Below are 25,259 nucleotides of genomic sequence, written 5' to 3'. Positions count from 1 at the left end.
TCGACGGTCGAAAAATGAACGGATCGGGCGTTGACCGGCTCAGACCCCGCCCGCGGGGCCGCCCGGCGAGGACGTCGTCGGTGCGTCCTCGGGCGACTTCTCGCCCGAAACCAGGAAGTCAGCGAGGTTGCCGATCAGGACCTCGTTGTCCCCGCGGTAGGCGTCGTCGGGGGTCATGAAGTCCGTGTCGCCGATGATCACGGCGTTCCCCTGCTGTGCCGCGACGGCGTAGCTGCCCTCGCGGCGCGTGGTCGAACGGGTGGTTCCCTCGGTACTGGTCAGCGCAACCGTGGCCGAGTCGCTCGTGACGACCGGCGCGGCGTCGCGCAGGACGGCGTTCTCGACGCCCGCGCCCAGCGAGCCGTCGGCACCGGTGGCCGAGACGGCCGCGTAGTTGCGCTCGGAGTCCATCTCGTAGAGTGACCCGGACTGGAACTCCATGCCGTACTGCGAGGAGAGCCCCGTGGTCGCGGGGCCGGACGCGCCGGCCGAGACGCCGAGCAGCCCGCCCAGGACGCTGGAGGCCGAGGAGCCGCCTGCGGGGTCGGACAGCACCGCGAGCCGGCCGCCGGCGTCGGTGAACGCCGCGATTCCGGCGAGTTCGGCGTCGCTGTAGCGGGCCGACGGCGCGACGGTGAGGAACGCGTCGGCGCCGCGCAGCGACTCGTTCAGCGTGACGCGCGGCTCGGCCTGCGGGTCGTAGAACTCGACCGTGTGGCCGTTGGCGACGAGCGCCGAGGCGAGCGGATCGAGCTCGGATGCCGACGGTGCGGCTCCGTGCCCCGCGTCGACGAGCACCGTCTTCGGCTCGGCGTCAGACTCCATCTCGACGGTTCCCTCCTCGGCCGCGTCCTCGATCAGGGACTCGTCGGGCTGGAACTGCGGGTTGTCGAGCTGTGCCGGGTCGGGGGTCTGCTGGGTCGACACGAGCGGGACGGCCGCCGCGCCGCCGACGACGACGACGACGACGAGCAGGAACGTCCCGACGAGTCGTGCGGGGTTAGCTGGCATCGTAGATCACCACCTCGTCGGCGGGTTCGCCGACCGTCATGTAGTAGCGGTACGGGGAGTCGGTGTCGGCCGAGAGGACGACCGTCCCGTTGGCGTTCTCCTGGAGCAAGAGGAGCCCCGTGCTCGGGGTCGCGTCGCGGCGGACGACGTCGTAGCTGTCGAGACCGGCCTCGCTCGCGGCGTAGTCGACGGCGTCGGCGGTCGTGCCGATCTCGTCGACGAGGCCGTTCTCCACGGCGCGCATCCCGATGTACGTCTTCGCGTGCTCGAGTTCGGTGCGCGTCATATTCAGTTCGCGGTGCTTCATGACGCTCCCGACGAACGCCGCCTGGAGCTCCTCGACCTCGCGGCGGGTCTGGTCGGCACGCCCGGCCGACTTGTCCGGACCGCTCTTGATGTAACTCGAGGGGGTGTCGGCGGGGGCCGTGGCGATCACGCCGACCGAGCCGACCTCGGCGGCGGGGAGGCTGTAGATGCGGTCGGTGGGCGCGACGGCGTAGTACCCGCCGGAAGCGGCCATCCCCTGGACGCTGGAGACGACGGGCATTCGTGCGGCCGTGCGCTCGACGGCCATGTACAGTCGTTCACTCTGGGCGGCCGACCCGCCCGGGCTGTCCACCTTCAGGACGACTGCCTCCACCGAGTCGTTCGTCCGCGCGTCACGCAGGTGGGCGACGGCCTCGTCGACCGACGAGGCGGAGATGGAACTGCCGATGGAGACGACCATGACAGATCCCTCCGGCCCACCGCTGGCCTCGTAGGCCATCGGCGCGAGCGCGGCGCTCGTGAGGAGGGCAGCGGCCACGACGAGCAGGATCGCGGTCCTGCTCGACGGGCCCGAGTTGTCGAACATTGCGTCCGAATCGTCAGGGAGTCGTCCCTTAATTCACCCGGAAGACGCGCGATAATATCTCGTGTGACGTTCACACACCACACGGAGTCGACCCCGTCGCGGGGGGCGAATCCCACCGGTGGCGAACCCGGGCAGTGGTCGAATCCGGCCCGATAACGAATCCTGACGGTGGTCGAGTCCGGGCCGCGCCGTCCCGGTTCCTACAGATCGAGCAGCTCCTCGGCCCGCCCGAGGAACTCGTCGTAGACGCCGATGGCCGACTCGACCGGCTCGGGCGAGGTCATGTCGATGCCCGCCATCTCGAGCACGTCGATGGGGTACTCGGCGCCGCCGGCTTCGAGCGCGGCGCGGTACTCGGCGGCCGTCGGGTCGCCCTCCTCGCGGATGCGGTCGACGATGGCCGCCGCCGCCGAGATGCCCGTCGAGTACTGGTAGACGTAGAAGTTGTAGTAGAAGTGCGGGATGCGCATCCACTCGCGGGGGATGTGCTCGTCGACGACCGCGTTCGCGTAGAACTCGCCCTTCAGGTCGCCGTACAGCTCGTCGAGGACGTCGGGCGTGAGCGGCTGCCCGGCCTCGGCGTGCTCGTGGATCGCCTGCTCGAACGCCGCGAACATCGTCTGGCGGAACAGCGTCGAGCGGAACCGTTCGAGGTACTGGTCGAGCGCGTGGGCACGCAGCTCCTCGCTCTCGGCGTTCTCCAGCAGGTGCTCCGTGAGCAGCGTCTCGTTCACGGTGGAGGCGACCTCCGCGACGAAGATCTCGTAGCTCGCGTACTGCCACGGCTGGGCCTCCTTGGCGAGCTCCGAGTGCATCGAGTGACCCAGTTCGTGGGCCAGCGTGAACATCGAGGAGACGTCGTCCTGGTAGTTCATCAAAATGTACGGCTGGGTGTCGTAGGTTCCGGCCGAGTACGCCCCGGAGCGCTTCCCCCGATTCTCGTACACGTCGACCCAGCGCGACTCGAGCCCCTCGGCCATCCGCTCCTGGTACGGCTCGCCGAGCGGTTCGACCGCCTCGACGACGAGTTCCTTCGCCCGCTCGTACGGGATTTCCGGCCCCTCGTCGCCCGTCAGGGACATGTAGAGGTCCCACATCTCCAGGTCGTCGACGTCGAGCGCGCGGCGCTTCAGGTCGGCGTGGCGCTGGAGCGAGTCGAGGTTGTCACGGACGGTGTCGACGAGCGTGTCGTACACCTCGACCGGCACGTTCGTGCCGTCGAGCGCCGCCGCGCGGGCGGTCTCGTAGTCGCGCGCCTCGGCCATCTTCACGTCCGTCTTTACCGACTTCGAGAGCGTCGTGCCGACGGCGTTGCGCACGGTCGCCCACTCCTCGAAGAACGACTCGTGGACGCGCTGGCGGAACTCCCTGTCGGGCTTCTGGAGGAGCGTGGTGAAGTTGCCCTGCGAGATCTCGATCTCGTCGCCGTCGGGCCCTTCGACGGTCGGGAACGTCATGTCCGCGTTCGTGAGCATCGAGTACGTCTCGCCCGGAGCGTCTGTGACCTCCGAGAGCTCCGCAAGCAGCTCCTCGACCTCGGCCGAGCGCGTGTGCGGCTTCGTCCGCAACACGTCGTCGAAGTAGTGCTCGTACTCGGCGAGCGCCGGCTCCTCGTCGACGAACTCGGCGATGTCGTCCCGGGAGAGCTCCTGCAGTTCCGGCTCGATGAAGCTGGCCGCGCTCGACGCCTCGGAGGAGAGCGAGGACGCCTTCGCGGCCATCGCCTGATACTCCTGGTCGCGCGTGTCCTCGTTCGACCGGAGGTTCGCGTACTGGACCACCTTCGACACCTCGCGCATCACGGACTCGTACGTCTCGAGCAGTTCGCGGAGCGTCGCCGCTCTCTCGGTCGCCCGACCCTCGTAGGCCGCCACGTCCTCGACCGACTCCTCGGCCGCCTGGTAGGCCGCCTCCCACTCGTCGTCGGAGGCGTAGATGGAGCCGATGCTCCACGTGTACTCCTCGTCGATTTCGGACCGCTCGGGAACCGAACTCATGGCCGAAGCTACCCGTCCTCGGCCCTAAGTCTTGTCAAACCCGGCCGAACGGGGGTTCCGATTCCCGGTCACTGCTGCCGGTTCTCGGCCACGAGCAGGCGGACGCCGGGCGCGCGCCGGAACGTCTCGGAATCCGTCACCCGACAGCCGGCCGACGCGAGCCACCGCCGGACGGCCCCGGTTTCGTGGGTCCGACCGCCCAGCGTCACGAGGTACGCCAGGTCCACGACGGCGATGCCGACGTCCGCGAGTCGCGTCGGGCCGTCGTCCGCGAACTGGTCGAGGACGGCGATCCGCCCGCCGGGTGACAGCGAGTCGGCCGCGCGGCCGAGCAGGCGTTCACACTCGTCGGGGTCGTGGGCGTGGAGCACGTTGAACAGCAGGACGAGGTCGTATCTCCCCTCGTCACCGTAGTCGCCGTCGCCGCCGTCGTCGCCATCGTCGCCATCGTCGCCATCGTCGCCGTCGAGATCGCCGAGGTCGTCGGTCATGTAGTCGCCGCCGCTGAGCGTCACCCGGTCGCGCACGGCCGCCGGCTCGCCCGCGACCGTCTCGGATGCGACGCCGAGCGCGTCCGGCCTGTCGAACAGCGTCACGTCGGCCCCCCGCCGCGCGAGTCCCACCGCGTAGGCGCCGTGGCCGCCGCCCAGATCGAGCACTCGCAGCTCCGAGACGTCGCCCAGCGCGTCCGAGACGGGGTCGACCAGCAGCGTCGCCGCCGCGCGGAACCCCTCCTGGGTCCGTTCCCACCCCGCCTCATCCTCGCCCAGCCAGTCGTAGATGGTCTCGCCGGGGTCGCCGGTCCGCACCGCGGCGTCGACGTGGTCGCGCCAGTACGGCAGGACGACGTCGACCCAGAACCAGAGCCACGGGCCCAGGTTCGTCCCGTTCGCGTCGGTGAGCCACTTCCGGGTCCGGTTGGTCGTGTAGTAGAGCACGCCATCCCGCCCGAGGTAGCCGGTTTCGACCAGCAGGTTCGCGAGCGACTCGATCCCGCGCTCGTCGCAGTCGAGGTCGGCCGCGAGTTCCCGGGCGGAGCGCGGTTCGGCCAGTTCCTCGAACAGCCCCAGGTCCATGGCCGTGACAGCGGCGTGGAGCGCCACCCCGCCGTAGAAGTCGGTCATCGCGGCGGGCGCGAGGTTCGCACGGAGCGCGATCCGGTCGACGAGTCCGGGTTTGATGGGCATTAGCGGTCCTCCGTGCCGGATTCGGTCATGCGAGGGATACGACCGGACGACGCATAAGTCCAACCTGTAAATCCTATGCTGCAATAGGAAATCGGATACTCCTGCCCACAGTGTTGGCGGAGCGTACAGAGGCGTCCATTCGAATCGGGCCCCGAACTCGTGAACTGAGCAGAGCGTGGAACGCTCGCGCAAGCGCTGTTCCGTCCAGCTATCCGTCGCCGGTGATGATGTCCGCGACGGCCTCGCGGTCGAACAACTGTTCCTCGGCGGGGATATCCGGATAGGACTCCCCGGCACCGAACCCCGGCCACTCGCCGAACCGCTCGGGGAACAGCTGCTTGGCGGTCATCTCCAGCTGGAAGAGGTTCATGACCGGCCCCTGCATGCCGTGTCCTGACGCGTGGTAGCGCCCGTTCCGGAACGCCGGCACCTCCTCCGCGAGGGGGTCGTTCAGGACCGTCGATCTGTTTTCGATGAACGACTCCCCCAGCGCCGTCCCCCAGTAGCGCACGACGACGTCCGGCTGGGCTTCGATCAGCCCCTCGTAATCGTAGGACCCGTCGTCACCGGGCCCACCTGCAGTTTCCGAGAGCGCGTTCTTCACGCCGAACGGGCGGACGTGCTCCCAGAGGTAGCCGTCCTGCGTGAAGTCGTACGGCCAGAACGTCCCGCCGGTGTACGCGACGACCGCGAGCGACGGCCGTTCGGATTCGGGCGGGAGGTCCGCCCGAATCCGATCGACCACGTTGTCACGGAGCCCCTTCAGCGCCCGATACCGCTCTTCCTCACGGAGCACTGCCGCGATGTTGCCGATGTACTCCCAGAGGGAGTAGTACTCGTACTGCTCGCGATACGCCTCCGGCGGCTGGCCGTTCGTTCGGCTGTAGTAGTTCCCGAACCACGGGCCGACGTCCGACGCGATCGACTCGACCTCCCGCTGACTCCAGCCGAACGAACTACTCCGGAGGAGCGCCGGATCGAGAAAGTGCACGTCGCTGTCCAGTTCGTAAAACAGCTCCCTGTCGAGCGAACCGGGGCTGCCGCTTCGTGTGACCCGACCAAGGTCCTCCCATTGGAAGGCAACGCCGTCGAGACTGTCGTAGTAATAATCGACGGTGTTTCCGAACAGCTCCTTGTCGTAGCCGATGGCGGTTATCGAATCGCCGTGCCCGAGCGCGACCGCGGTCCCGGCCGAGATCGGATAGTACGTCAGCAGACTCGTCGGAACCTGGTCGAACTCGACTTCGCCCACCGGCGACATCGTCACCGAGTAGCTCCCGTCCTCCGAACTGACCGGTTCCGTGTCCGTTTCCGTGGCGGTCGACGCGCCCGCTGCGTCCGTCCGGGTCGGCGTCGAACCGGACCCGGGCTGGCTCGAACAGCCCGCGAGCAGTCCGCCACCCACGACCGCGCCGCCGTACTTCACGCAGTCGCGCCGCGTCGGTTCCCCGTGTTCAGTTTCGTCGTTCGCCATGTGATTTAGGCCCACCTAATAACTGTTAACGCCTCCGATTTAGGTCGGCCGAATCATTCGGACCGCCGCATCCGTTCCGAACGTGTCCGTCCTCGGGGGCATCATGGCAGAGGACTCGGACCAATTCGGAGAAAAGGCCGATTTTCGCAAGGTAGATTCCCTCTCAATGCCGTTTCCCAGTTCCCGGGAACCGTCTGGTGTTCATTTGGCGTCCGCGGCCCCACGTCGACATGTATGACGAGCGAGATCGGCGCACCCGGCGACGGCATCGGACGGCGACGGTTCCTCGCGGCCTCCGGCGCGGCGGGCCTCTCCGCGGTCGCGGGCTGTGTGACGACGTCACGGCCCTCGGTCTCGGAGGTGGCTGCGGACGGGCGGCGGGCGGCGACGAGCGACCTTCCGACGACTGGACGCCCGGAGGTCGTCGACCTGGCCGAACGGGACTACGAGGTGACACTGAAGACGGTCGAGGCGGTCCACCACGTCCACCCCGGCGAGTCGATGAACGGCCCCATCACGCTCCCGGTCGTCTGGGCCTGGCAGGCCGACGACGGCACGCCCTCGGTTCCCGGTCCGATCCTCCGGGTCGAGGAGGGCGCGGAGTTCACCGTCACGCTGGACAACACGGGGATGGACATGCCCCACACGTTCCACGTCCACGGCATCCAGAAGACGTGGGAGAACGACGGCGTCCCGACGACGACGGGGATCACCGTCGGCCCCGGCGAGACGCACACCTACGAGTTCACCGCGAACACGCCCGGGACCCACCTCTACCACTGCCACTACCAGACGCCGATGCACATGGAGATGGGGATGTACGGGACGATGCGCGTCGAACCGGAGGGGTACGAGCGCGCCGACCGGGAGTACTTCATGACGATCAGGGAGTGGGACAGCAGGCTCTCCCGCCAGTACGGCGGCGAGGACGTCAGCTACGACCTCACCGACCGCCGGATGGACACGTTCACCATCAACGGGAAGTCCGCACCCGCGTCGTTCAACCCCGAGACGGGGTCGCCGGTCATCGTCGAACCCGGCGACACCGTTCGGATCCACTGGGTCAACGCCGGGTTCCACAGCCACCCGATGCACCTCCACAACCACCGGTTCAGGGTCGTGGAGAAGGACGGGAGCCCCATCCCCGAGGCGATGCAACTGACCGAGGACGTCGTGAACGTCGCGCCCGCCGAACGGTACACCATCGAGTTCGAGGCGAACGCGGACCCCGGCATCTACCTCATCCACTGCCACAAGGTGAACCACGTCCGAAACGGCTCCTCGTACCCGGGCGGGATGCTCTCGGCGGTGGTGTACACGCCGGCGATGGACACCGAACTGTTCGGACAGATCATGGACTACGCCGGCTACGAGGGGTGACCATGTCGGACCACGCCGGACGGACGGGACGCGGCTACGCCAGACGGACGGTACTGGTCGGGGCGGGAGCAGCCCTCGGGGCGGGACTCCTGCCGCGCCGGGCGAGCGCGGCCCAGGAGGGACCTGTCGACCTCACGGAGTGGCTCTCCTCGACCGACAACGCGACGCGGGTCGTCGACGAGCGGGGTCGGGACGCCGTGACGGTCGCCGTCGGCGCGGACGGGAACGGCGGCGCGCTGGGCTTTGGCCCGCCCGTACTCCGGGTCGACCCGGGGACCGAGGTGACCTGGGAGTGGACCGGGAACGGCGGCAGCCACAACGTCGTCGCGAGCGACGGGTCCTTCGAGTCGGAGTACCACGGCGAGGCGGGCGAGACGTTCGTCCGGACGCCCGCCTCGGCCGGCGTCGTCCGGTACGCCTGTGCCCCCCACCGGGCGATGGGGATGCGCGGCGCGCTGGTCGTCGGCGACGTGGAGGTCACGCTCCCCGGCAGTTCGACGGGGAGCCCCGCGGGGACCCCGACGAGCACGCCTGAACCCGAGCAACTGGGCCCGATGCGCTCGTTCGACGGCTGGCTCGACGACACCGACAACTACCGCGGGGTCGCCGACCGGCGCGGCGAGGACGAGGTGACCGTCGAGGTCGGCGCGTCGGGCAACGGCGGCCAGTTCGCCTTCGAACCCGCCGCCGTCCACGTCGACCCCGGGACGGTCGTGCGCTGGGAGTGGGTCGGCACCGAGGGTCCGTACGACGTCGTCGACGAGACGCTCGGATACGCCAGCGAGCAGGGCCGGGGCGAGGGGAGCGTGTTCGCGGTGGAGTTCGGGGGCGACGGCCTCTCGAAGTACGAGTGCTCGGCGTACGGCGACCGCGGGATGCGCGGCGTCGTCCTCGTGGGTGAAGGGCCGGTCGGGGAACTGACCTGGCGGGGCGTCGGCGCGGGCGTCGGCGTCGCCGGCCTGATCGCCGCGCCCGTCGCGCTCGGCGTCAGGTACCACTTCGAGAACGTGACCGACGGGAGCGCCCGGAGGTGGTCCGAGCGCTGATCGGGCGGTCGGAACGGGCGAAGGATTTCGGACCGCCTAAAATCCGGAACCTATTTCAACTGTTTTGGTGAGCCTAAACCATGGGATCCGAAGCGGACGACGAGGGCGCACCGACGCGGCGCGACTGCGTAAAGTACGGCGGCACCGTCATCGGCGGCGGACTGTTCGCGGGCTGTACCGGCGACCGAGCGGGGTCGACGCCCGATTCGCCGGCCACTGCCACCGACACGGCGACGGCCACCGGGACCGCGGCCGGGGACGAGTCGTACACGGTCACGATGGCGCCGGCCGGCGAGGTCGAGTTCGAGTCGGTCCCCGAGGACGTGTTCACGATCCTCAGCCACCACACCGACATGGTGCTCGCGCTCGGCCGCGGCGACGCGGTCAACGCGATGCACGCGCCGGGGTACACCCAGTCGCTGTACACCAAGTTCCTGGAGCGACTCGACGGCGTCTCGGTCGACTGGGAGGGGCTGTACTCCTCATGGCCGCCGACCAAGGAGAAGCTGTACGAACTCGACAGCGACGTCCACCTCGCCGACCCGGCGAAGGTCGCCACCGCGGACGGGTGGGACGAGGACGACCTCGCGGAGATCGAGCGCAACGTCGCGCCGTGGTTCGGCAACACGCTCAGCGGGACCCGGCAGTCCCCGCCGGCGGGGTGGGGCGAGGAGTACGAGTACTACGACCTCTGGGAGATCTTCGGCAGGGTCGCCGAGGTGTTCCGGGAGACCGAGCGGTACGAGGCGCTCGCGGCCGTCCGGGACTCGATGATGGGCGAGATCGAGTCGAACCTGCCGCCCGCGGACGAGCGGCCGAGCGCGGCCCAGGTGCTGTTCTCGACGAGCGACGACGGCATGTGGGGGTACAAGCTGAACTACCCCGGCTACTACGCCGCACACACCCGGCCGCTGGGCGCGACCGACGCGCTCGCCGACGCCGTCGGGGACGGGTACGGCGACGACGGGCGGAACATCACGCTGAACGACGAACTGCTGCTGGAGGCGGATCCGGACGTGCTCCTCGTGCTCGGCCCGATGACGGAGTACCACGACATCGCCGAGATCAGGAGCGGGCTCGAGGACGACGAGGTCACGCGGGAGATCACGGCCGTCCGGGAGGGGCGCGTCTACACGCAGGGGGCGCGCCGGCAGGGCCCGATCCTCAACCTGTTCCAGACCGAGATGGCCGCAAAGCAGCTCTATCCCGACGCGTTCGGCGAGTGGCCGGGCTACGTCGACGGCGAGCCGTACCCGGAGATCCCGGCCGGCGAACGGCTGTTCGATCGCGAGGCCGTCGCGGACGCGATCGCCGGCGAGCTCTGAAACCGGTCACGCGAGCGAGACGTGCCGGCGGCGCGGTTCCCCGCCACCCGCGGACTTTTTGCGCCGGTGACGGACCCCGTACATATGGAACTCGAGGACGACACCGCCGACGCCGTGGGACGCGCGTGGCTCGACGATCGACCCTGGGCGTTCCTCACCGACCTCACCGCCATCGGGAACCGGATGGGCGGCAGCGAGGGGGAGGCTCGCGCGGCCGCGCTCGTCGCGGAGGCCTTCGAGGACGCCGGCCTGGATCGGGTGCGCGAACGGCCCTTCGCCGTCAACGAGTGGCGACGCGGCACGACGGACCTGCACCTCGTCTCGCCCGACGGCCGCGAGTTCGAGGCGATCGCGCTGCCGTACAGTCCCGCCGGGGAAGTTTCGGGCGAACTGGTCGACGTCGGCTACGGCACGCCCGCCGAGATCGACGAGGTCGACGTCGAGGGCAAGGTCGCGGTCGCGAGCACGACGACGCCCTCGGGCGGCCGATTCGTCCACCGGATGGAGAAGTACGGCTACGCGGCCGACGCCGGCGCGGTGGCGTTCGTCTTCGTCAACCACGTGCCCGGTCAGCTTCCGCCGACGGGGTCGCTGACGTTCGGCGAGGAGGCGTCGATCCCGGCGGTCGGCGTGAGCAAGGAGACGGGCGCGTGGCTCACGGAGTACGCCGACGCGGACGGCGAGGTGGAACTGAGCGTCGAGGCGGAGACCGTGCCGGGCGAGAGCCGAAACGTCCTGGGCCGGGTCGGCCCGGACACGGACGAGTCGGTGCTGCTGCTCGCCCACTACGACGCACACGACATCGCGGAGGGCGCGCTCGACAACGGCTGCGGGATCGCCACGCTGCTGGTCGCCGCCCGCGTCCTGGCCGCGATCGACCTCGACGTCGGCGTCCGGTTCGGCGCGGTCGGCTGCGAGGAGACGGGGCTGCTCGGCTCGGAACACCTCGCCGCCGAGACCGACTTCGACTCGGTGAAGGCAGTCGTCAACGTCGACGGCGCGGGGCGGTTCCGCGACCTCGTCGCGATGAGCCACACCTCCGAGGCGACCGCCGACGTCGCCCGACGGATCGAGGAACGGACCCGCCAGCCGATCGAGGTGCGCGAGGAGCCGCACCCGTTCTCGGACCAGTGGCCGTTCGTCCGCGGGGGTGTTCCCGCGCTGCAGCTCCACTCGGACAGCGGCGAGCGCGGTCGCGGCTGGGGGCACACACACGCGGACACGCGGGACAAGGTGGACGACCGGAACGTCCGCGAGCACGGGATCCTCGCCGCGCTGCTGGTGCGGGAACTCGCCCGCGAGCCCGTCGAGGTGCCGGCGCTCGACGAGTACGACCTGGAGGCGGCGTTCAGGGAGGCGGCGTTCGAGCCCGGGATGAAGGCCGCCGGGCTCTGGCCCGAGAGCTGGGAGTAGAGTCGGGCGGCCGGGCGACCCGGCAGTTCAGGCTTACACGCCGTCGAGAACCTCGTCCGCGATGCGCGCGCGAACGAGCCCGTCCGTCCGTGCAGCCCCGAAGACGTCCGCCACCGTCCCGGCTGCCTGCGAATCACGGTCGAAGTCGAGGTCCGGGTAGTCGACCCCGACGAGCACGAGCGGTTCGGCCGACGCCATCGGGACGCCGGCCTCGTCGGCCAGCGGCTCCGGGCCGAGCACCGCGTCGACGCGCTCGGGTCCGGTCCGGCCCGTCGCCGCGCCGTGGACGACGCCGACGAGTTTTCGGACGAAGTGGCGCGGGAACCCGCCAGCCGCGGCCCGAACCACCAGAAATTCCCCGTCCCGGGCGACCGAGCAGTCGAGCTCCCGGACCGTCCCGTCGTCGTCCGGCGTCAGGTTGTGGAAGTCGCGTTCGCCCGAGAGCCGCGAGGCAGCGTCGCGCGCCCGGTCGAGCGGCGCGTCCGACCCGGCCGGCCCGTCGGCGGGCGCGTGGAGGTGGTACCGGTAGACGCGCCCGGCCGCGTCGTGGGTGGCGTGGAACTGGGCGGGGGCGTCGGCGCTGGCCCACACGCGAATCCGGCCCGGGAGTTCGGCGTTGAACGCGCGGGGCGTCAGCCAGCCGGGGGGTTCGAACGCGACCGTCTGGGCGACCGCGGAGACGCCCGCGTCGGTGCGGCCGGCGGCGGCGTAGCCGGGCGGCTTCCGATCGTCGTCCTCCAGTACGTCGAGCGCGCGGAGCGCGTCGAACAGCGCGCCCTCGACGGTCGGGACGTCCGGCTGGCGCTGGAAGCCGTAGAACGGCCGGCCGTCGTAGGCGACTCGGAACGCGCGCACGATTCGTGGCAGGCGGGCGTCCGACTTAGGCGACGTGGATGGGAACCAGCCGGACGGCGCGCGTGACGGCGAGCCCCCAAGGGGCGAGGCGACGCGCGCGAGGGACGAGCACCGCAGGTGAACGAGCGAAGCGAGTGAACCGAGGAGCACAGGAGGCTGGGGAGGGTGAGGTGCGGTGCCGTGCGGAGGGTGGGACTGAAAGGGGCCGCGGCTCTCGGCGAACCCCGAACCCGCAAGCACCACAGGAGCGAGCAACGCGAGTGACGAGGAGCGCAGCGCGGTTCGTGGGAGCCGAGCGCCGCGGGGGCCTTTCGAGGGGTGCGCCACGACTACCGGACCTGCACCGAAGCCAAGCGCCTTGGGGCCGTTCGAGAACGACTCAACGAAGGCTGCAACAACCCATAGCCCCCCAAACCTGACTAATCACGCGAAGTCGTCGTACGTCGGCCGCTCCAGTCCGCCGGGGAACTCCTCGACCGGCGCGGTCGTCTGCTCGCCCGACCCCATGTCCTTGACCGTCACGTTCCCGTCTGCCAGGTCCTGCTCGCCGACGATGACGACCGTCTCGGCGTTCACCGAGTCCGCGTAGCCCATCTGCGCGCCGAAGCTCCGACCGGCGACGTCCGACTCGACGACGTTGCCGCCCGCGCGGAGGTCCCGTGCGACCCGCGCCGCCACGTCGCGGGTGTCCCCGACCCCGAGCACGTAGTAGTCGGTCGAGAGCTCCGCGTCGGGGAGGACGCCGGCGCGTTCGAGCAGCAGGGCGAGCGGGGCGTGGCCCGGCGCGACGCCGACCGCGGGGGTGGGCTGGCCGCCGAACTCCTCGATGAGGTCGTCGTAGCGCCCGCCGCCGAACACCGAGCGGGACACCTCGCCCGTCGAGTCGAAGCACTCGAAGACGGCGCCGGTGTAGTAGTCCAGCCCCCGCGCGGTCCGGAGCGAGAGGTCGCAGTGCTCGCCGACGCCGAAGTCCTCGGCGGCAGCGAGCACCGCACGGAGGTTCTCGACCGCGTCCGCGAGCCCCTCGGCGTCGGGCGCGAACTCGGTGAGTTCGTCGAGGGTCGCCGGGTCGCGGACGTCGAGCAGCGAGTCGAACTCGCGCGCCTGGTCGTACGACAGGCCGGCGTCGTACAGCAGGCCGAGATACTCGTCCTCGTCGACCTTCTCGGACTTGTCCACCGCGCGGATGGCGGCGGTCACGTCGACCTGGGCGTCGAACGAGCGCAGGAGGCTCCCGAGGATGTCGCGGTGGGAGACGCGGAACTCGAAGTCCTCGGGCGTCAGGCCGAGGCCGGTGAGCGCGTCGGCCGCGACGGCGAGCACCTCGGCGTCGGCCTCGGGTTCCGCGGAGCCGAAGACGTCGACGTTCGTCTGGTGGAACTCGCGGAAGCGGCCCTGCTGGACCTGCTCGTAGCGCCAGAACGGCCGGGTCGATACCCACTTGACGGGCTTGGACAGCTCCTGGGCCTTCGCGGCGTACATCCGCGCGACGGTCGGCGTCAGTTCCGGGGCGAGCGTGACGTGGCGGCCGCCGTGGTCCTCGAACGCGTACAGTTCGTCGACGATGTCGTCGCCGCTCTTGTCGGTCCACATCTCGGCGCGTTCGAGCCGCGGCGTGTCGATCTCCCGGAAGCCGTAGCGCCGCGCGACGTCCTCGATCGTGTCGATGACCTCGCGGCGCGCGGCCATCTCGGGGGCGTAGAAGTCGCGGAACCCCTTCAGGCGCTCGTAGGTGGGCATGGGTCGGAGTATTCGCGTGACGTGGTTTAAGGTCGTGGTTCTTCCGTTTCTTCCTTCGGAGTCGGTGGGTTCGGTCGGTCGCGATGTTACGACGTGAGTCGCCTCGCGGACTCCCGTGGCTGTCGGCTTCTGCGGTTGTTTGGTCGTCGTTTCGACCGCCACGACGACCAAGCCAGGACCGAAGACCGCACACCGGGAGCCAAGAGTGGCCGGGAGTTTCCGGAACTGCATCGAGGAGAATGAGCCGACGGAGCAGAAGCGACGGTGACCGCCCGCGTACCAACTCTCCCCACACCATCCACGCCTCACCCGCAATCGTTTTGGCCGCGCCACAGTAACGCACACCCAGCATGAGCGAAACCCCCGACGACGAGCGACTGGAGGAGCTCCGGGAGCAGAAGATGCAGGAGCTTCAGGAACAGGCCGGCGGCGAAGGCGACCAGGAGGCCCAGCAGGCCGCCCAGGAGCGCGCCCAGCAACAGCAGGACGCGCTGCTCAAACAGTACCTCACCGACGGCGCGCGCCAGCGGCTCAACGCCGTCGAGATGAGCAAGCCCGACTTCGCCAAGCAGGTGAAACAGCAGGTCACGGCGCTGGCCAAGAGCGGGCGCATCCAGGACCGCATCGACGAGGAGCAGATGAAGTCGCTGCTGCGCGAACTCCAGCCCGAGCAGAAGAGCTTCGACATCCGCCGCCGCTGAATGGAACTCGCGCTCCTCTACAGCGGCGGGAAGGACTCCTCGCTCGCGGCGCTCGTCCTCGACGGCTTCTACGACGTCCGGCTCGTCACGGCCCACTTCGACGTCACCGACGACCACGAGCACGCGCGCCAGGCGGCCGCGGCGCTCGGCTTCCCGTTCGAGACGCACGAACTCGACCCCGAGGTCGCCGCGGAGGCAGTCGAGACGATGCGCGAGGACGGCTACCCCCGAAACGGCATCCAGCAGGTCCACGAGCACGCCATGGAGGAGGTCGCCGCGCTCGACGTCGACGCCGTCGCCGACGGCACACGGCGTGACGACCGCGTCCCCTCCGTCTCGCGGGCGTTCGCCCAGTCGCTGGAGGACCGACACGGCGTCGACTACATCGCCCCGCTCTCCGGGTTCGGCCGCAACGCGGTCGACCGGCTGGTCGGGGAGACGCTCGAGGTCGAATCGGGCCCGAGCGAGGAGATCCCCAAGTCGGACTACGAGGGCGAACTCCGCGAACTCCTCCGGGCGGACGGCGGCGACGACGCCGTCGCCGAGGTGTTCCCGGCTCACGAGCAGACGTACGTCCGCGGCACCCTGGAGTGAGCACGCTGGAGTGAGTCACGTCCGCCGATTCCGCGGACGGATCAGCCCCGTTACAGGAACGAGGTTCAGGGACCGCTTTTGACCGTCGGCCCGGTAGGTCCGGCCGGGACGACCATGGATTCGGACCGCTACCTGACTCGAATCGGGCTGGACCCCGACGCTCCGGCGTGGCACGCCCCGGGCGGGCCCGACCTGGACGCGATCGAGCGCCTCCAGACGGCACACGTCCGCTCGGTGCCGTTCGAGACGCTCGCCGTCACCGGTCACCCGTTCGACGGATCCGACGACGGCGCGGGCGTGGTTCTCGACCTGCCGCACCTGTACGAGAAGATCGTCGAGCGCGAGCGCGGCGGGTTCTGTTTCGAACTCAACGGCCTGGCCCACGCGCTGCTCGCCGACCTCGGCGTCGACGTCGACCGGGTCGCCGCCAGGGTCGTCGGCGACGACGGGACCGGTCGCCCGCCCGCGAACCACCACGCGAACGTCGTCGAACCGGACGGCCGTCGGTATCTGGTGGACGTGGGGATGGGCGTGCCGACGATGCGCCGCCCGACGCCGCTCGACGGCGCGGTGGTGGTCGATGCGGCGGGCTACGCCTGGCGCGTCGTCGAGAGCGACCGCCCCGACGAGACGTACCTGACCCAGTACCGGGAGCCCGGGAGTGACGAGTGGACCGATCGGTACCTGTTCAGCGACGAGCCGCGTTCGCTGTCGTACTTCGAGGCGACGTGTGACTACCTCCAGAGCGCGCCCGAGTCGACGTTCACGGGCGACCCCGTGGTCTCGGTTGCGACACCCGGGGGACACGTGAAGTTGCGCGTGGACTCGGTGACGTGGAACGTGGACGGGGAGGAAACCGGGGAGTCGGTTACGGAGGACGAGTGGTTCGAGGCGCTGGAACGCGAGTTTGGCCTCCGGTACGAGTCCTCCTGAGTGATCGATTCGGCCGGATCCGTCCCCGAGGTCGGTACGTAACCGACGGAGTGGGGAACGGCGGTGGCCGACTCGGTCGTCGAGTCGGTCGGTCTGACGCAGTTCCGGAGCGCCCCCGCGGCGCTCGAGGTCACCGATCAGGAGACTCCCCGACGATTGCTGCCCCAGCCGGACACACGGCCACCGACCCCGCTAGCAACTGGAAACGATACCGGTCGCTCACCGATCACGTTCGAAAACCACACGCCACAACAGGGGAAACGTTACGCGTAGCGTTCCAGTTCCGGCCGATCGAGCTCCTCGAGCACGTCGCCGGCGGCCTCGTCGAGGAACGCCGTCCCGTCGTCGGTGATCCGTCGCCCTTCGCCCTTCGCGGTCTCGACGAACCCCTCCTCCTCGAGCTGCTGGAGCGCCACCCGGATGATCTTCTTCGAGCCGGCCGAGTGCTCGGACGGGGAGACGCGGTAGCGGTTCGTACCGGCCTTCGAGCCGCCGTACTCGGTCGCCAGGCGCTCGACGCCGATGGGGCCGTTGTCCGCGACCTTGCGGAGCAGCGAGGCCGTGCGGACGAACCAGAAGTCGTCCTGCTGGGGCGGCAATTCGCGGTTCGGACCCGTCTTCGTGAAGCCGGCCCACTCCGGCTCCTCGATGCGTTCCTCGAGCCGGTCGGCGACCTCCTCGATGAGGTCCGCCGCCGGGACGTCGTAGAGAGTGACCATACGGCCGAATTCAGTGTCCCGCCGTTTAAACTCGTCGTATCTCCGCCGCTCGTGGTCGGCCACACGGCCCGTACCGGCCGGCCAGCAACGACCGTCGTCCGGCGGTTCCATCGGTACTGCTCAGCCGAAGCTGTCCGCGCCGACGACGCTCACGACCGTCCCGCCGACGAGCACGGGCACCCAGTACACCGCGCCGCGGTAGATGACCACGGCCGCGAGCGCGGTCTCCACGCCGATGGTGACCCCCGGAAGCGCCGCGAGCACGGCCACGAGCACCGCCTCGATGCCGCCCGTCCCGCCCGGGAGGGGCGTGATTCCGGCCATCGCGCCCATCGGCACCACGAACAGCACCGCCGAGAACGGGATGGACTCGCCGATGGCCACGAACGCGAGCCAGAGCCCGGACATCTGTAACCCCCAGCCGAGCGTCGAGGCGGCCAGCGAGACCGCGATGGCCCGCCTGTCGGTCGCGACGCGCTCGATCGCGCCGAAGAAGTGGCCGATCCGGGACTCGAGCGACGCCGGGGTCGGGACCGGGACGCCCGGGATCCGGTCGGTGATCCACCGGATGAGCGGCGTGAGCCCGGAGACGACCCGGTTCTCCAGGCTGTAGCGGTACTTCCACCCGACGTACACCGCGCCGGGGACGGCGACCGCGAGGAGGACGACCGCGCCGGTGGCGAGCTGTAATCGCGTGCCGAACGTCGTCTCGGTGGCGAAGTAGGCCGCCCCGATCAGCGCCAGCGAGACCGACGGGACGAAGTTCAGCGTGTCGACGCTGGCGATGGCGGCGAGCCCCTTCTCGTACTCGGTGTCGGCCATCTTCGAGATGAGCAGCGCCGCGACCGGCTCGCCGCCCGCCTGCCCGAACGGCGTGACGTTGTTCGAGAACATCGCCCCGTTGAACACCAGAAACGACCGGGGAAGCGAGACTGAGACGCCGAGGACCCCGAGGACGGTCTTGAGCGCGATCGCCCAGGCCAGCAGCCAGGCGAGCGTCACGCCGACGACGAGCAGCACCGTCGAGCTGTCGGCGCGGGACAGTTCGGCCACCAGTTCGTCGACGCCGACGAAGTAGAGCAACACGGACAGGACGGCGATCGCGCCGCCGAACCCGAGGACGGTGGCCCGAAGCTGGTCCCGATCCATGCCCCCGAGTCCGGCGGGGCGCGGTATCAAGCCGTCGAAAGATTCGGGCGGCGGGGCGGTGGCGGCCCGATCCGGGGCGGTCAGACCGGCCCACGTCGAAAGCGTTTCGGGCCGGCCACACCGACACTCCGTCGATGGACGAACGCGAGGCGCTCTCGCTGCTCGCCGGGGAACTCCCCGGCGTCGGCGACGACTGTGCCGTCGTGGGCGACCGCGTGCTCACGACGGACATGCTCCACGAGACGACGGACTTCCCGCCCGGCGTCACCCGCTACACCGCCGGGTGGCGCTCGGTCGGGGCCTCGCTCTCGGACGTGGCGGCGATGGGCGCGAGCGCCGAGGCTGCCGTCGCGGCCTACGCCGCGCCGACGCTCGACGACGAGGAACTGCTCGCGTACGTCCGCGGCGCGCGCGACGTCTGCGAGGCGGTCGGCGGCGAGTACGTCGGGGGCGACCTCGACAGGACCGACGAGTTCACCGTGGCCACGACCGCCGTCGGCGTCACCGACGACCCGGTTCCGCGCTCGGGGGCCAACCCCGGCGAGGCCGTCTGTGTCACCGGGTCGTTCGGCCGGACCGCGGCCGCCGTCCGGCGGTTCGACCGGGGCGACGTCGACCGCGGAAACGAGCTGTTCCGGTTCACCCCCCGCGTCGCCGCCGGGGGCGCGGTCGGGCGATACGCGACCGCGATGATGGATTCGAGCGACGGACTCGCGCGCTCGTTACACCAGCTCTCGGCCGCGAGCGACTGCGGCTTCGCTGTCGAGGACGCCGCCGTTCCGATTCACCCGGCCGTGACGGAGGTCGCCGGTGACGACGCCGACGAGCGCGAACTGGCGCTGTTCTTCGGCGAGGACTTCGAACTCGTCTGCACGGTTCCCGAGCGCGACGTCGAGGCGGCGCGCGCGGCGTCGCCGACGGCGCTCACGCGCATCGGGACCGTGACCGGGTCGGGCGTCGAGATGGACGGTGAGCCGCTGCCGGACCGCGGATACAGTCACTGAGTCGGGACGGGTCGGGTCCGGGACGGATCAGTCCGGGACGAGTCAGGTCCGGAATGGATCAGTCCGGGACGAGTCAGGTCCGGAATGGATCAGTCCGGGACGAGTCAGGTCCGGAATGGATCAGTACGGAGGTCGGCCGGGGCGGCTGGCGGCCCGATCACAGCGTCACGACGCGGATCGGAACCAGCATGAAACACAGCAGGCCGAGCGCGAACGTCACCACGCCGACGGCCATCCGTTTCCCGTCGAGCGACGAGTCGTCGATGGGGTTCGCCGGGCCGCGGTAGGCGATGAACGCGGAGAAGAGCCCCCAGAACGCCCAGAGGCCGACCGACTCGTTGAGCCCGAGGTCGCGGACGTAGTAGAGGTACGCCGAGACGCCGAACAGGGCGAGGGGGACGAGCGAGGCGACCGTCTCCTGGCGCTCGCCCACCATCGCGCGGACGACGTGTCCGCCGTCGAGCTGACCGACCGGGAGGAGGTTCAACACGGTGAAGAACATCCCGACCCAGGCGCCCATGATCACCGGGTGGGCCGTCCGGCTCGGGTCGGCGTAGCCGGTCGGCTGGCCGATCGCGCCCGCGATGAGATCGAGCAACGGCGGGTTGTTGAACACGATGACGCGCCCGCCCTGCTGGACGATTTCAGCCGGGACCTGGAACGGGCCGAGCAGGAGGCCGACGACCGTGACGACGACCGTCGCCCCGAGCCCCGCGAGCGGCCCCGCGACGCCGATGTCGAACAGCGCCTTCCGGTCGGGCATCTGCCCGCGCATCCGGATGATCGCGCCCATCGTCCCGAACGGGAGGATGAAGGGGATGACGTACGGGAGCGACACGTCCACGTCGTGGTACCGGCCCATGACGTAGTGGCCGAGTTCGTGGGTCAACAGCACCCCGAGCACCGCCGCGGTGAACGGCCACGCCTGGAGCGCGACGAGCGGGTTCTCGCGGATCGCCGAGAAGGGGATGTAGTACCACGCGGTCGCGCCCACGAGCAGGGTCGAGAGCAGGGTCGCACAGAACAGGACGACGTTGGTCCACGGGACCCCGTCGACGCCGGTCGAGTAGGGCCGGGCGACGACGACGTCGAGTCCGCGGTCCGTCTGGACGACCTGGACCTCGTACCCTCGCTCGCGGAACGCCGGCCAGATCCGTTCGACGAGCGCGTCCTCGCCCACGTCGCTGACGCCGTAGTAGAGGACGCGCTCGCCGTCGGTCCGCACCTCGGAGAGGTGGAAGACGGCGTTCAGTTCCGGGGGCCGGGGGACGTCCCCCGGGACCGCTTCGCTCATTGGCGAGCGTTCGGTCCACGGATGGATAAGTCCTCCCCGGCGCTATCGACGATGGGAACCGGAGGAAAGCGGGGGACGAGGCCGCGAGGGGCCGGTCGTTCGACGCGTGCGGGGACCACGCGTGAGCGAACTGTGCGCCGATTCGATCCGCCGGTCGATCGGTCGTCGGGTCGGTTCGTTATGCCGGTTCGATGCGCCACGTGGTCGCGCTCGTGTACGACCACTTCTCGATGGTGAGCTCCGAGGCGGAGTCCTTGAGTTTCACCATGAGTGCGCCGATCTCCTTCGGGGAGAGCCCGACTTCCTCGGCGATGAACTTGCTCTTGAAGTAGAGCTCGCCATCCTGGGCCTTCGAGAGCAGGAAGCCCTTGAGGCGCTCTTCCTTGGAGGGGCTATCGACGTCAGGTTCGGTGGAGGGGTTTGCAGTTGCGCTCATCCTGTGTCACCTCGTTCCTGCCTACTGCCCAGGGGATGGTATAAGGGCGCGTCCGTTACCGGTAATTCGACTCCGTTCATGTCAGGCGCCGCGTGAAACGGGGGAAACGAAACCGTTCACGACGGTTCAGGAGACGGTTAGATGTTTTATAGCCGTGTTAGAACCGTTCGTTTTCTCCTGAAGAGCCGCCGTCTGACGCCGGGCTGACGGGCGCGTAATCAGGCAATATTGGCCCATATCCGGCCGTCGCGGGGACCGAACGTGACTCACGCGCGGTCGTGGACCCAGAACTCCTCGTCGGTGGTCGTCTCCTTCTTGAAGATGGGAACCTCGTCCTTGAGGCGGTCGATGCCGTCCTCGACGGTCCGGAACGCCTCGGCCCGGTGGCCGGCCAGCACGACGACGAAGACGATGTCCTCGCCGTCCTCGACGACGCCGACGCGATGGTGGGTTCGAACCGCGAACACGCCATCGCGCGCTTCGAGTTCCCGTTCGATCCGTTCGAGCCGTTCCTCGGCGACGCCGTCGTACTTCTCGAACGCGAGGTGCGTCGTCCGGTCGTCGTCGGGCGAGTCCTTCGCGCGGACGCGCCCGGTGAAGGTGGCGACGGCCCCCGAGCGCTCGGCGTCCTCGTGGGCGTTGACCGCCCGAACGAGCGTCTCCAGGGTGACGTGTGGCTGGACGTCGTCGATCCGGGTCGCCAGCGCGTCGAGATCGAGGTCGCCCACGTCCCCGTGGCGCGCCACGACGTCACCGGGGACGGACTCCTCGCCGATGACGACCGTCGGGAGCCGCAGCCGCGAGTAGCCGGCCACGAGCGCGTAGTCGAACTCCGGCGCGAGCCGGTCGAGGACGGCGTCGACGGACTCCCCCCGGCCGGTCCCGCGCCACGACCCGTCCTCGTCGACCCGGAAATCGGCGTCCTCTGGGCCGAGTTCCGCCTCGACGTAGGCCCGCCGGACCGTCGCCACGCGGCCGTCGAGGCGGGCCGCGAGCGAGTCGAGCACGGCGTGGGCGTCCGGGCCGACGATGCTCAGTGCCTGCATGGGAGAGTGGGGGCGTGCGAGCGGCTTAGACCTTCGGCCAGTCTCGGTGGTTCGTGTTCGTTGAGTCGGGGCGATCGTGTGATCGACTGAGAGTATGGTGTCTGCCTCGAAAGCCCCGGCTGCTCTCGGTTCGAGCGTTGGTTCGGTCGTCGCTTCGGCCCATCGAAAGCCCCCGCGGCCCCTTTCAGTCCCACCCACCGCACCCGCTCCGCACGGCACGGCCACACGCCTCCCCAGCCGATTCGCTCGGCGCTCCCTTCGGTCGCTCCCCTCACTCTATCCCTCGCGCGAGTCGGCCGCCCACGAGGGGCGGCCGCCGCGCGCCATCCGGTCGTTTGGTCGTTCGAAACCGGGAAGGACGTCCCCGCCAGCGCGACCCGCGGAACGACCAGTCCGGGAGCCTTAAGAGCGAATCGCGGCAACGCCGTTGCAATGAGAGTCGTCATTTCGCTGGGCGGGAGCGTGCTCGCGCCCGAACTCGACCCGGAGCGGGTGTCGGGCCACGCCGCCGCCATCGAACGCCTCGCGGACGAGGGCTGCGAGCTCGGCACGGTCGTCGGCGGCGGCGGGACCGCCCGGGACTACATCGGTGCCGCCCGCGAGCTCGGCGCCAACGAGGTCCAGCTCGACCAGTTCGGCATCGACGTCACCCGCATCAACGCCCGCCTGCTCATCGCCGCACTGGGCCAGATGGTCGACCCGACCCCGGCCCACAACTACGACGAGGCCGGCGACGCCATCCGCCGCGGCGACATCTCGGTCATGGGCGGGGTCATGCCCGGCCAGACGACCGACGCCGTCGCCGCCGCGCTCGCGGAGTACGTCGACGCCGACCTGCTCGTGTACGCCACCGGGGCGGACGGCATCTACGACGCCGACCCGAACGAGGTCGACGACGCCGAGCAGTACGGCGAACTCACCCCGGCGGAACTGGTCGACATCATCGCGCCGATGAGCCGCGACGCCGGCGCGTCCGCGCCGGTCGACCTGCTCGCGGCGAAACTCATCGAACGCTCCGGCATGCGGACGGTCGTGCTCGACGGACACGACCCCGCGGCCGTCGAGGACGCGGTGCTCCGCGGCGAGCACACCGGCACCGACATCGTCCCGACGGGCGGCGAGGAGCCGACGTACTGGGCGCAGCGATGAGCGCCGACGCGGACGGCGGCGGGCCCGGAGGCGAGGAAGCCGGCGACGTGGACGGGTCCATCGACCCGCACGCGGTCGGCGGCGGCGACCGTGAGGGGCGTGACGACGAGTACCGGGCGTTCTGGGCCGACGAGGTCGCAGACGAGATCGAGGCCCGTGACCCCGACGAACCGATCGTCATCAAGGGCGGCGTCTCCCCGTCCGGCATCGCCCACATCGGGAACTTCAACGAGATCATCCGCGGCTACTTCGTCGCCGCAGTGCTCCGCGAGCGGGGCCACGAGGTCCGGCAGGTGTTCACCAGCGACGACCGGGACGCGCTCCGGAAGCTCCCCCGGAAACTCGCCGACACCGACGGGAACGTCGTCGAACTCGGCGACGTGAACGCCGGCGCGCTCGGGCAGAACCTCGGGAAACCCTACACCGACATCCCGGACCCGTTCGAGGACGGCCACGAGTCGTACGCCGCCCACTTCGCGGCGCTGCTGTCGGCCGACGCCGAGGCGCTGGGGATTCCAGTGGAGATGGTCTCCAACACCGAGCTGTACGAGGAGGGGGCGTTCGACGACGTCCTCGAGCACGTCCTCCGGAACGTCGACCTGGCGCGCGAGACGCTGGCGAAGTACCAGGACGGGGTCGACGCGGACTACGTGCCGTTCATGGCCCAGTGTGGGGAGTGCGGGACGCTGACCCAGGACATCCTCGGGTTCGACCTCGACGCGCGGACCGTCGACTACCGCTGTTCGGGCATCGAGGCCGGCGGCCGACACATCGAGGGCTGCGGGCACGAGGGGACCGCGTCGTTCCGGGACGGGAAGCTTCCCTGGCGCTTCGAGTGGCCCGCCCAGTGGCAGGTGCTCGGCGTCGACTTCGAGCCGTTCGGGAAGGACCACGCCGAGGGCTCCTGGCCCTCGGGGGTCGACGTCGCCCGGAACGTGCTCGGGAACGAACCGCCGGTGCCGATGGTGTACGAATGGTTCACGCTCGACGGGGAGTCGCTCTCATCCTCGGAGGGCCACGTCGTCACCGTGAGCGAGGTGCTGGACCTCGTGGAGCCGGAGGTGCTCCGCTACTTCTTCGCCCGGAATCCGAAGAAGGCGAAGGACCTGAACCTCGAACGGCTGGACCTGCTCGTCGACGAGTTCGACCGGTTCGAGCGCGTCTCCTTCGGCGAGGCGGACGCCGACGAGGACCTGACGGCGCTCGCCGAGCGCGCGTACCCGTTCGTCGTGGACGAGGTCCGCCCCGAACGCGTCCGCCTCCCGTACACGTTCGCGGCGGTGCTCGGGATGGTCGAGGACCGCGAGTTCAGGATCAAACTGGCACGCGACGAGGGACACTTCACCGACGAGACCCCGGAGTGGGCCATCGACGACGCGCTCGAACGGGTCGAGCGCGCCCGTCGCTGGGCCGAGCGCAACGACAACGAGTACGCCTACCGACTCCAGACGGACCTCCCCGACCACGAGTTCGACGCCGACGTCGAGGCGGCCCTGGACGACCTGGCGGAGTTCGTCGCGGCGGGCCACGACGGCGAGGCGATCCAGGGCGAAATCCACGAGACCGCCCGCCGGCACGACGTGGAGGTGTCGGACTTCTTCGCGGCGGGCTACCGGCTGTTCTTCGACGAGACGCAGGGGCCGCGGCTCGGGGAGTTCCTCGGCGAACTGGAGCGGGAGTTCGTCGTCCGGCGGCTTCGGCGCGAGGAATAGGGTTCTCGCGTTGACCGAACGGTCGGGTCACGCGGGGCATTTCCTGCGGTCGGCGCTGTTTGGCGTTTTGCGCGCGTGACCCGTCCCTCCTGATGGGGTTGAGTCGACGCCCGCGAGGAGCACAGGAGGCTGCTCACGCGAGCGTGGCGAGGGTGAGTTCCGAGGAGGGTGCTCCGAGCGAAACGACACTGTGGCCCGATCACCGCCGGAAGCAGCGATCCGCGTCACCGATCAGCCGATA

Annotated in this window: 22 protein-coding genes; 10 read left to right on the top strand and 12 right to left on the bottom strand. The window is 69.8% G+C overall.

The window, feature by feature from the left end; translation table 11 throughout:
- Nucleotides 1–39 precede the first annotated feature (39 nt).
- From RJT50_RS02700 to RJT50_RS02680, 5 genes are all read right to left on the bottom strand, one after another.
- On the bottom strand, nucleotides 40–1,011 hold the full coding sequence (locus RJT50_RS02700; RefSeq protein WP_313693854.1) for a hypothetical protein: 972 nt from the start codon (nucleotides 1,009–1,011) through the stop codon (nucleotides 40–42).
- Nucleotides 1,001–1,864 (bottom strand): S49 family peptidase, encoded by an 864-nt coding sequence (locus tag RJT50_RS02695; protein WP_313693852.1) that lies wholly within the window; start codon nucleotides 1,862–1,864, stop codon nucleotides 1,001–1,003. Before RJT50_RS02695 ends, RJT50_RS02700 begins: the two co-directional genes overlap by 11 nt.
- A gap of 200 nt (nucleotides 1,865–2,064) precedes the next feature.
- A complete protein-coding gene (pepF, locus tag RJT50_RS02690) occupies nucleotides 2,065–3,861 on the bottom strand; it encodes an oligoendopeptidase F (RefSeq protein ID WP_313693850.1) in 1,797 nt (598 codons plus the stop codon).
- A gap of 68 nt (nucleotides 3,862–3,929) precedes the next feature.
- Complete coding sequence (locus tag RJT50_RS02685; protein WP_313693848.1) at nucleotides 3,930–5,048, bottom strand: class I SAM-dependent methyltransferase; 1,119 nt, start codon at nucleotides 5,046–5,048, stop codon at nucleotides 3,930–3,932.
- Between the two features lie 208 nt (nucleotides 5,049–5,256).
- The gene (locus RJT50_RS02680) at nucleotides 5,257–6,522 is read right to left on the bottom strand and encodes an ABC transporter substrate-binding protein (RefSeq protein WP_313693847.1); all 1,266 of its coding nucleotides are present in this window, start codon (nucleotides 6,520–6,522) and stop codon (nucleotides 5,257–5,259) included.
- A 234-nt stretch (nucleotides 6,523–6,756) separates the two neighbouring features.
- Here RJT50_RS02680 and RJT50_RS02675 point away from each other — a divergent pair, with 234 nt between their 5' ends.
- From RJT50_RS02675 to RJT50_RS02660, 4 genes are all read left to right on the top strand, one after another.
- Entirely contained in the window at nucleotides 6,757–7,902 is a 1,146-nt protein-coding gene (locus RJT50_RS02675; RefSeq protein WP_313693846.1) for a multicopper oxidase domain-containing protein, read from the top strand.
- Nucleotides 7,903–7,904: 2 nt separating this feature from the next.
- Nucleotides 7,905–8,948 carry a halocyanin domain-containing protein gene (locus RJT50_RS02670; RefSeq protein ID WP_313693843.1) on the top strand — a complete coding sequence of 348 codons (1,044 nt, stop codon included), beginning with the start codon at nucleotides 7,905–7,907 and terminating at the stop codon, nucleotides 8,946–8,948.
- 80 nt (nucleotides 8,949–9,028) lie between these two features.
- Nucleotides 9,029–10,273 (top strand): ABC transporter substrate-binding protein, encoded by a 1,245-nt coding sequence (locus RJT50_RS02665; RefSeq protein ID WP_313693842.1) that lies wholly within the window; start codon nucleotides 9,029–9,031, stop codon nucleotides 10,271–10,273.
- Between the two features lie 84 nt (nucleotides 10,274–10,357).
- Entirely contained in the window at nucleotides 10,358–11,686 is a 1,329-nt protein-coding gene (locus RJT50_RS02660) for a M28 family peptidase (protein ID WP_313693841.1), read from the top strand.
- Between the two features lie 33 nt (nucleotides 11,687–11,719).
- Here RJT50_RS02660 and truA read toward each other — a convergent pair whose 3' ends face one another.
- The gene (gene truA, locus RJT50_RS02655) at nucleotides 11,720–12,541 is read right to left on the bottom strand and encodes a tRNA pseudouridine(38-40) synthase TruA (RefSeq protein WP_313693840.1); all 822 of its coding nucleotides are present in this window, start codon (nucleotides 12,539–12,541) and stop codon (nucleotides 11,720–11,722) included.
- A gap of 423 nt (nucleotides 12,542–12,964) precedes the next feature.
- Nucleotides 12,965–14,281, bottom strand: a complete 1,317-nt coding sequence (gene hisS / locus RJT50_RS02650; RefSeq protein WP_313693838.1) for a histidine--tRNA ligase — start codon at nucleotides 14,279–14,281, stop codon at nucleotides 12,965–12,967.
- A gap of 350 nt (nucleotides 14,282–14,631) precedes the next feature.
- Between hisS and RJT50_RS02645 the strand changes: the two genes are divergently transcribed.
- From RJT50_RS02645 to RJT50_RS02635, 3 genes are all read left to right on the top strand, one after another.
- Entirely contained in the window at nucleotides 14,632–14,982 is a 351-nt protein-coding gene (locus RJT50_RS02645) for a DNA-binding protein (protein WP_313693837.1), read from the top strand.
- Nucleotides 14,983–15,576 carry a DUF7411 family protein gene (locus RJT50_RS02640; protein ID WP_313693836.1) on the top strand — a complete coding sequence of 198 codons (594 nt, stop codon included), beginning with the start codon at nucleotides 14,983–14,985 and terminating at the stop codon, nucleotides 15,574–15,576.
- A gap of 114 nt (nucleotides 15,577–15,690) precedes the next feature.
- Nucleotides 15,691–16,509, top strand: a complete 819-nt coding sequence (locus RJT50_RS02635) for an arylamine N-acetyltransferase family protein (RefSeq protein WP_313693835.1) — start codon at nucleotides 15,691–15,693, stop codon at nucleotides 16,507–16,509.
- Between the two features lie 263 nt (nucleotides 16,510–16,772).
- Here the strand turns inward: RJT50_RS02635 and RJT50_RS02630 are convergent, their stop codons facing one another.
- Both RJT50_RS02630 and RJT50_RS02625 read right to left on the bottom strand, forming a co-directional pair.
- Entirely contained in the window at nucleotides 16,773–17,228 is a 456-nt protein-coding gene (locus RJT50_RS02630) for a 30S ribosomal protein S19e (protein ID WP_313693834.1), read from the bottom strand.
- Nucleotides 17,229–17,348: 120 nt separating this feature from the next.
- Nucleotides 17,349–18,377: a lysylphosphatidylglycerol synthase transmembrane domain-containing protein gene (locus RJT50_RS02625; RefSeq protein ID WP_313693833.1), complete on the bottom strand. Its 1,029-nt coding sequence runs from the start codon at nucleotides 18,375–18,377 to the stop codon at nucleotides 17,349–17,351.
- A 134-nt stretch (nucleotides 18,378–18,511) separates the two neighbouring features.
- Between RJT50_RS02625 and thiL the strand changes: the two genes are divergently transcribed.
- Nucleotides 18,512–19,381: a thiamine-phosphate kinase gene (gene thiL, locus RJT50_RS02620; RefSeq protein WP_313693830.1), complete on the top strand. Its 870-nt coding sequence runs from the start codon at nucleotides 18,512–18,514 to the stop codon at nucleotides 19,379–19,381.
- A 157-nt stretch (nucleotides 19,382–19,538) separates the two neighbouring features.
- Here the strand turns inward: thiL and RJT50_RS02615 are convergent, their stop codons facing one another.
- The 3 genes from RJT50_RS02615 to RJT50_RS02605 form a co-directional block, all read right to left on the bottom strand.
- The gene (locus tag RJT50_RS02615) at nucleotides 19,539–20,675 is read right to left on the bottom strand and encodes a site-2 protease family protein (RefSeq protein ID WP_313693827.1); all 1,137 of its coding nucleotides are present in this window, start codon (nucleotides 20,673–20,675) and stop codon (nucleotides 19,539–19,541) included.
- Nucleotides 20,676–20,853: 178 nt separating this feature from the next.
- Nucleotides 20,854–21,111, bottom strand: coding sequence for a DUF7123 family protein (locus RJT50_RS02610; protein ID WP_313693825.1), 258 nt, complete (start codon nucleotides 21,109–21,111; stop codon nucleotides 20,854–20,856).
- A gap of 266 nt (nucleotides 21,112–21,377) precedes the next feature.
- Nucleotides 21,378–22,157, bottom strand: coding sequence for a molybdopterin synthase (locus RJT50_RS02605; protein ID WP_313693823.1), 780 nt, complete (start codon nucleotides 22,155–22,157; stop codon nucleotides 21,378–21,380).
- A 432-nt stretch (nucleotides 22,158–22,589) separates the two neighbouring features.
- Here RJT50_RS02605 and pyrH point away from each other — a divergent pair, with 432 nt between their 5' ends.
- Both pyrH and lysS read left to right on the top strand, forming a co-directional pair.
- Nucleotides 22,590–23,306 carry a UMP kinase gene (gene pyrH, locus RJT50_RS02600; protein ID WP_313693820.1) on the top strand — a complete coding sequence of 239 codons (717 nt, stop codon included), beginning with the start codon at nucleotides 22,590–22,592 and terminating at the stop codon, nucleotides 23,304–23,306.
- A complete protein-coding gene (lysS, locus tag RJT50_RS02595; protein WP_313693818.1) occupies nucleotides 23,303–25,018 on the top strand; it encodes a lysine--tRNA ligase in 1,716 nt (571 codons plus the stop codon). Before pyrH ends, lysS begins: the two co-directional genes overlap by 4 nt.
- Nucleotides 25,019–25,259 lie beyond the last annotated feature (241 nt).

The organism is Halobaculum sp. XH14, assembly GCF_032116555.1.
GTDB classification, from domain to species: Archaea; Halobacteriota; Halobacteria; order Halobacteriales; family Haloferacaceae; genus Halorarum; species Halorarum halobium.
The sequence above is the reverse complement of the archived record's forward strand: the minus strand, read 5'-3'. Positions and strand labels throughout refer to the sequence as shown.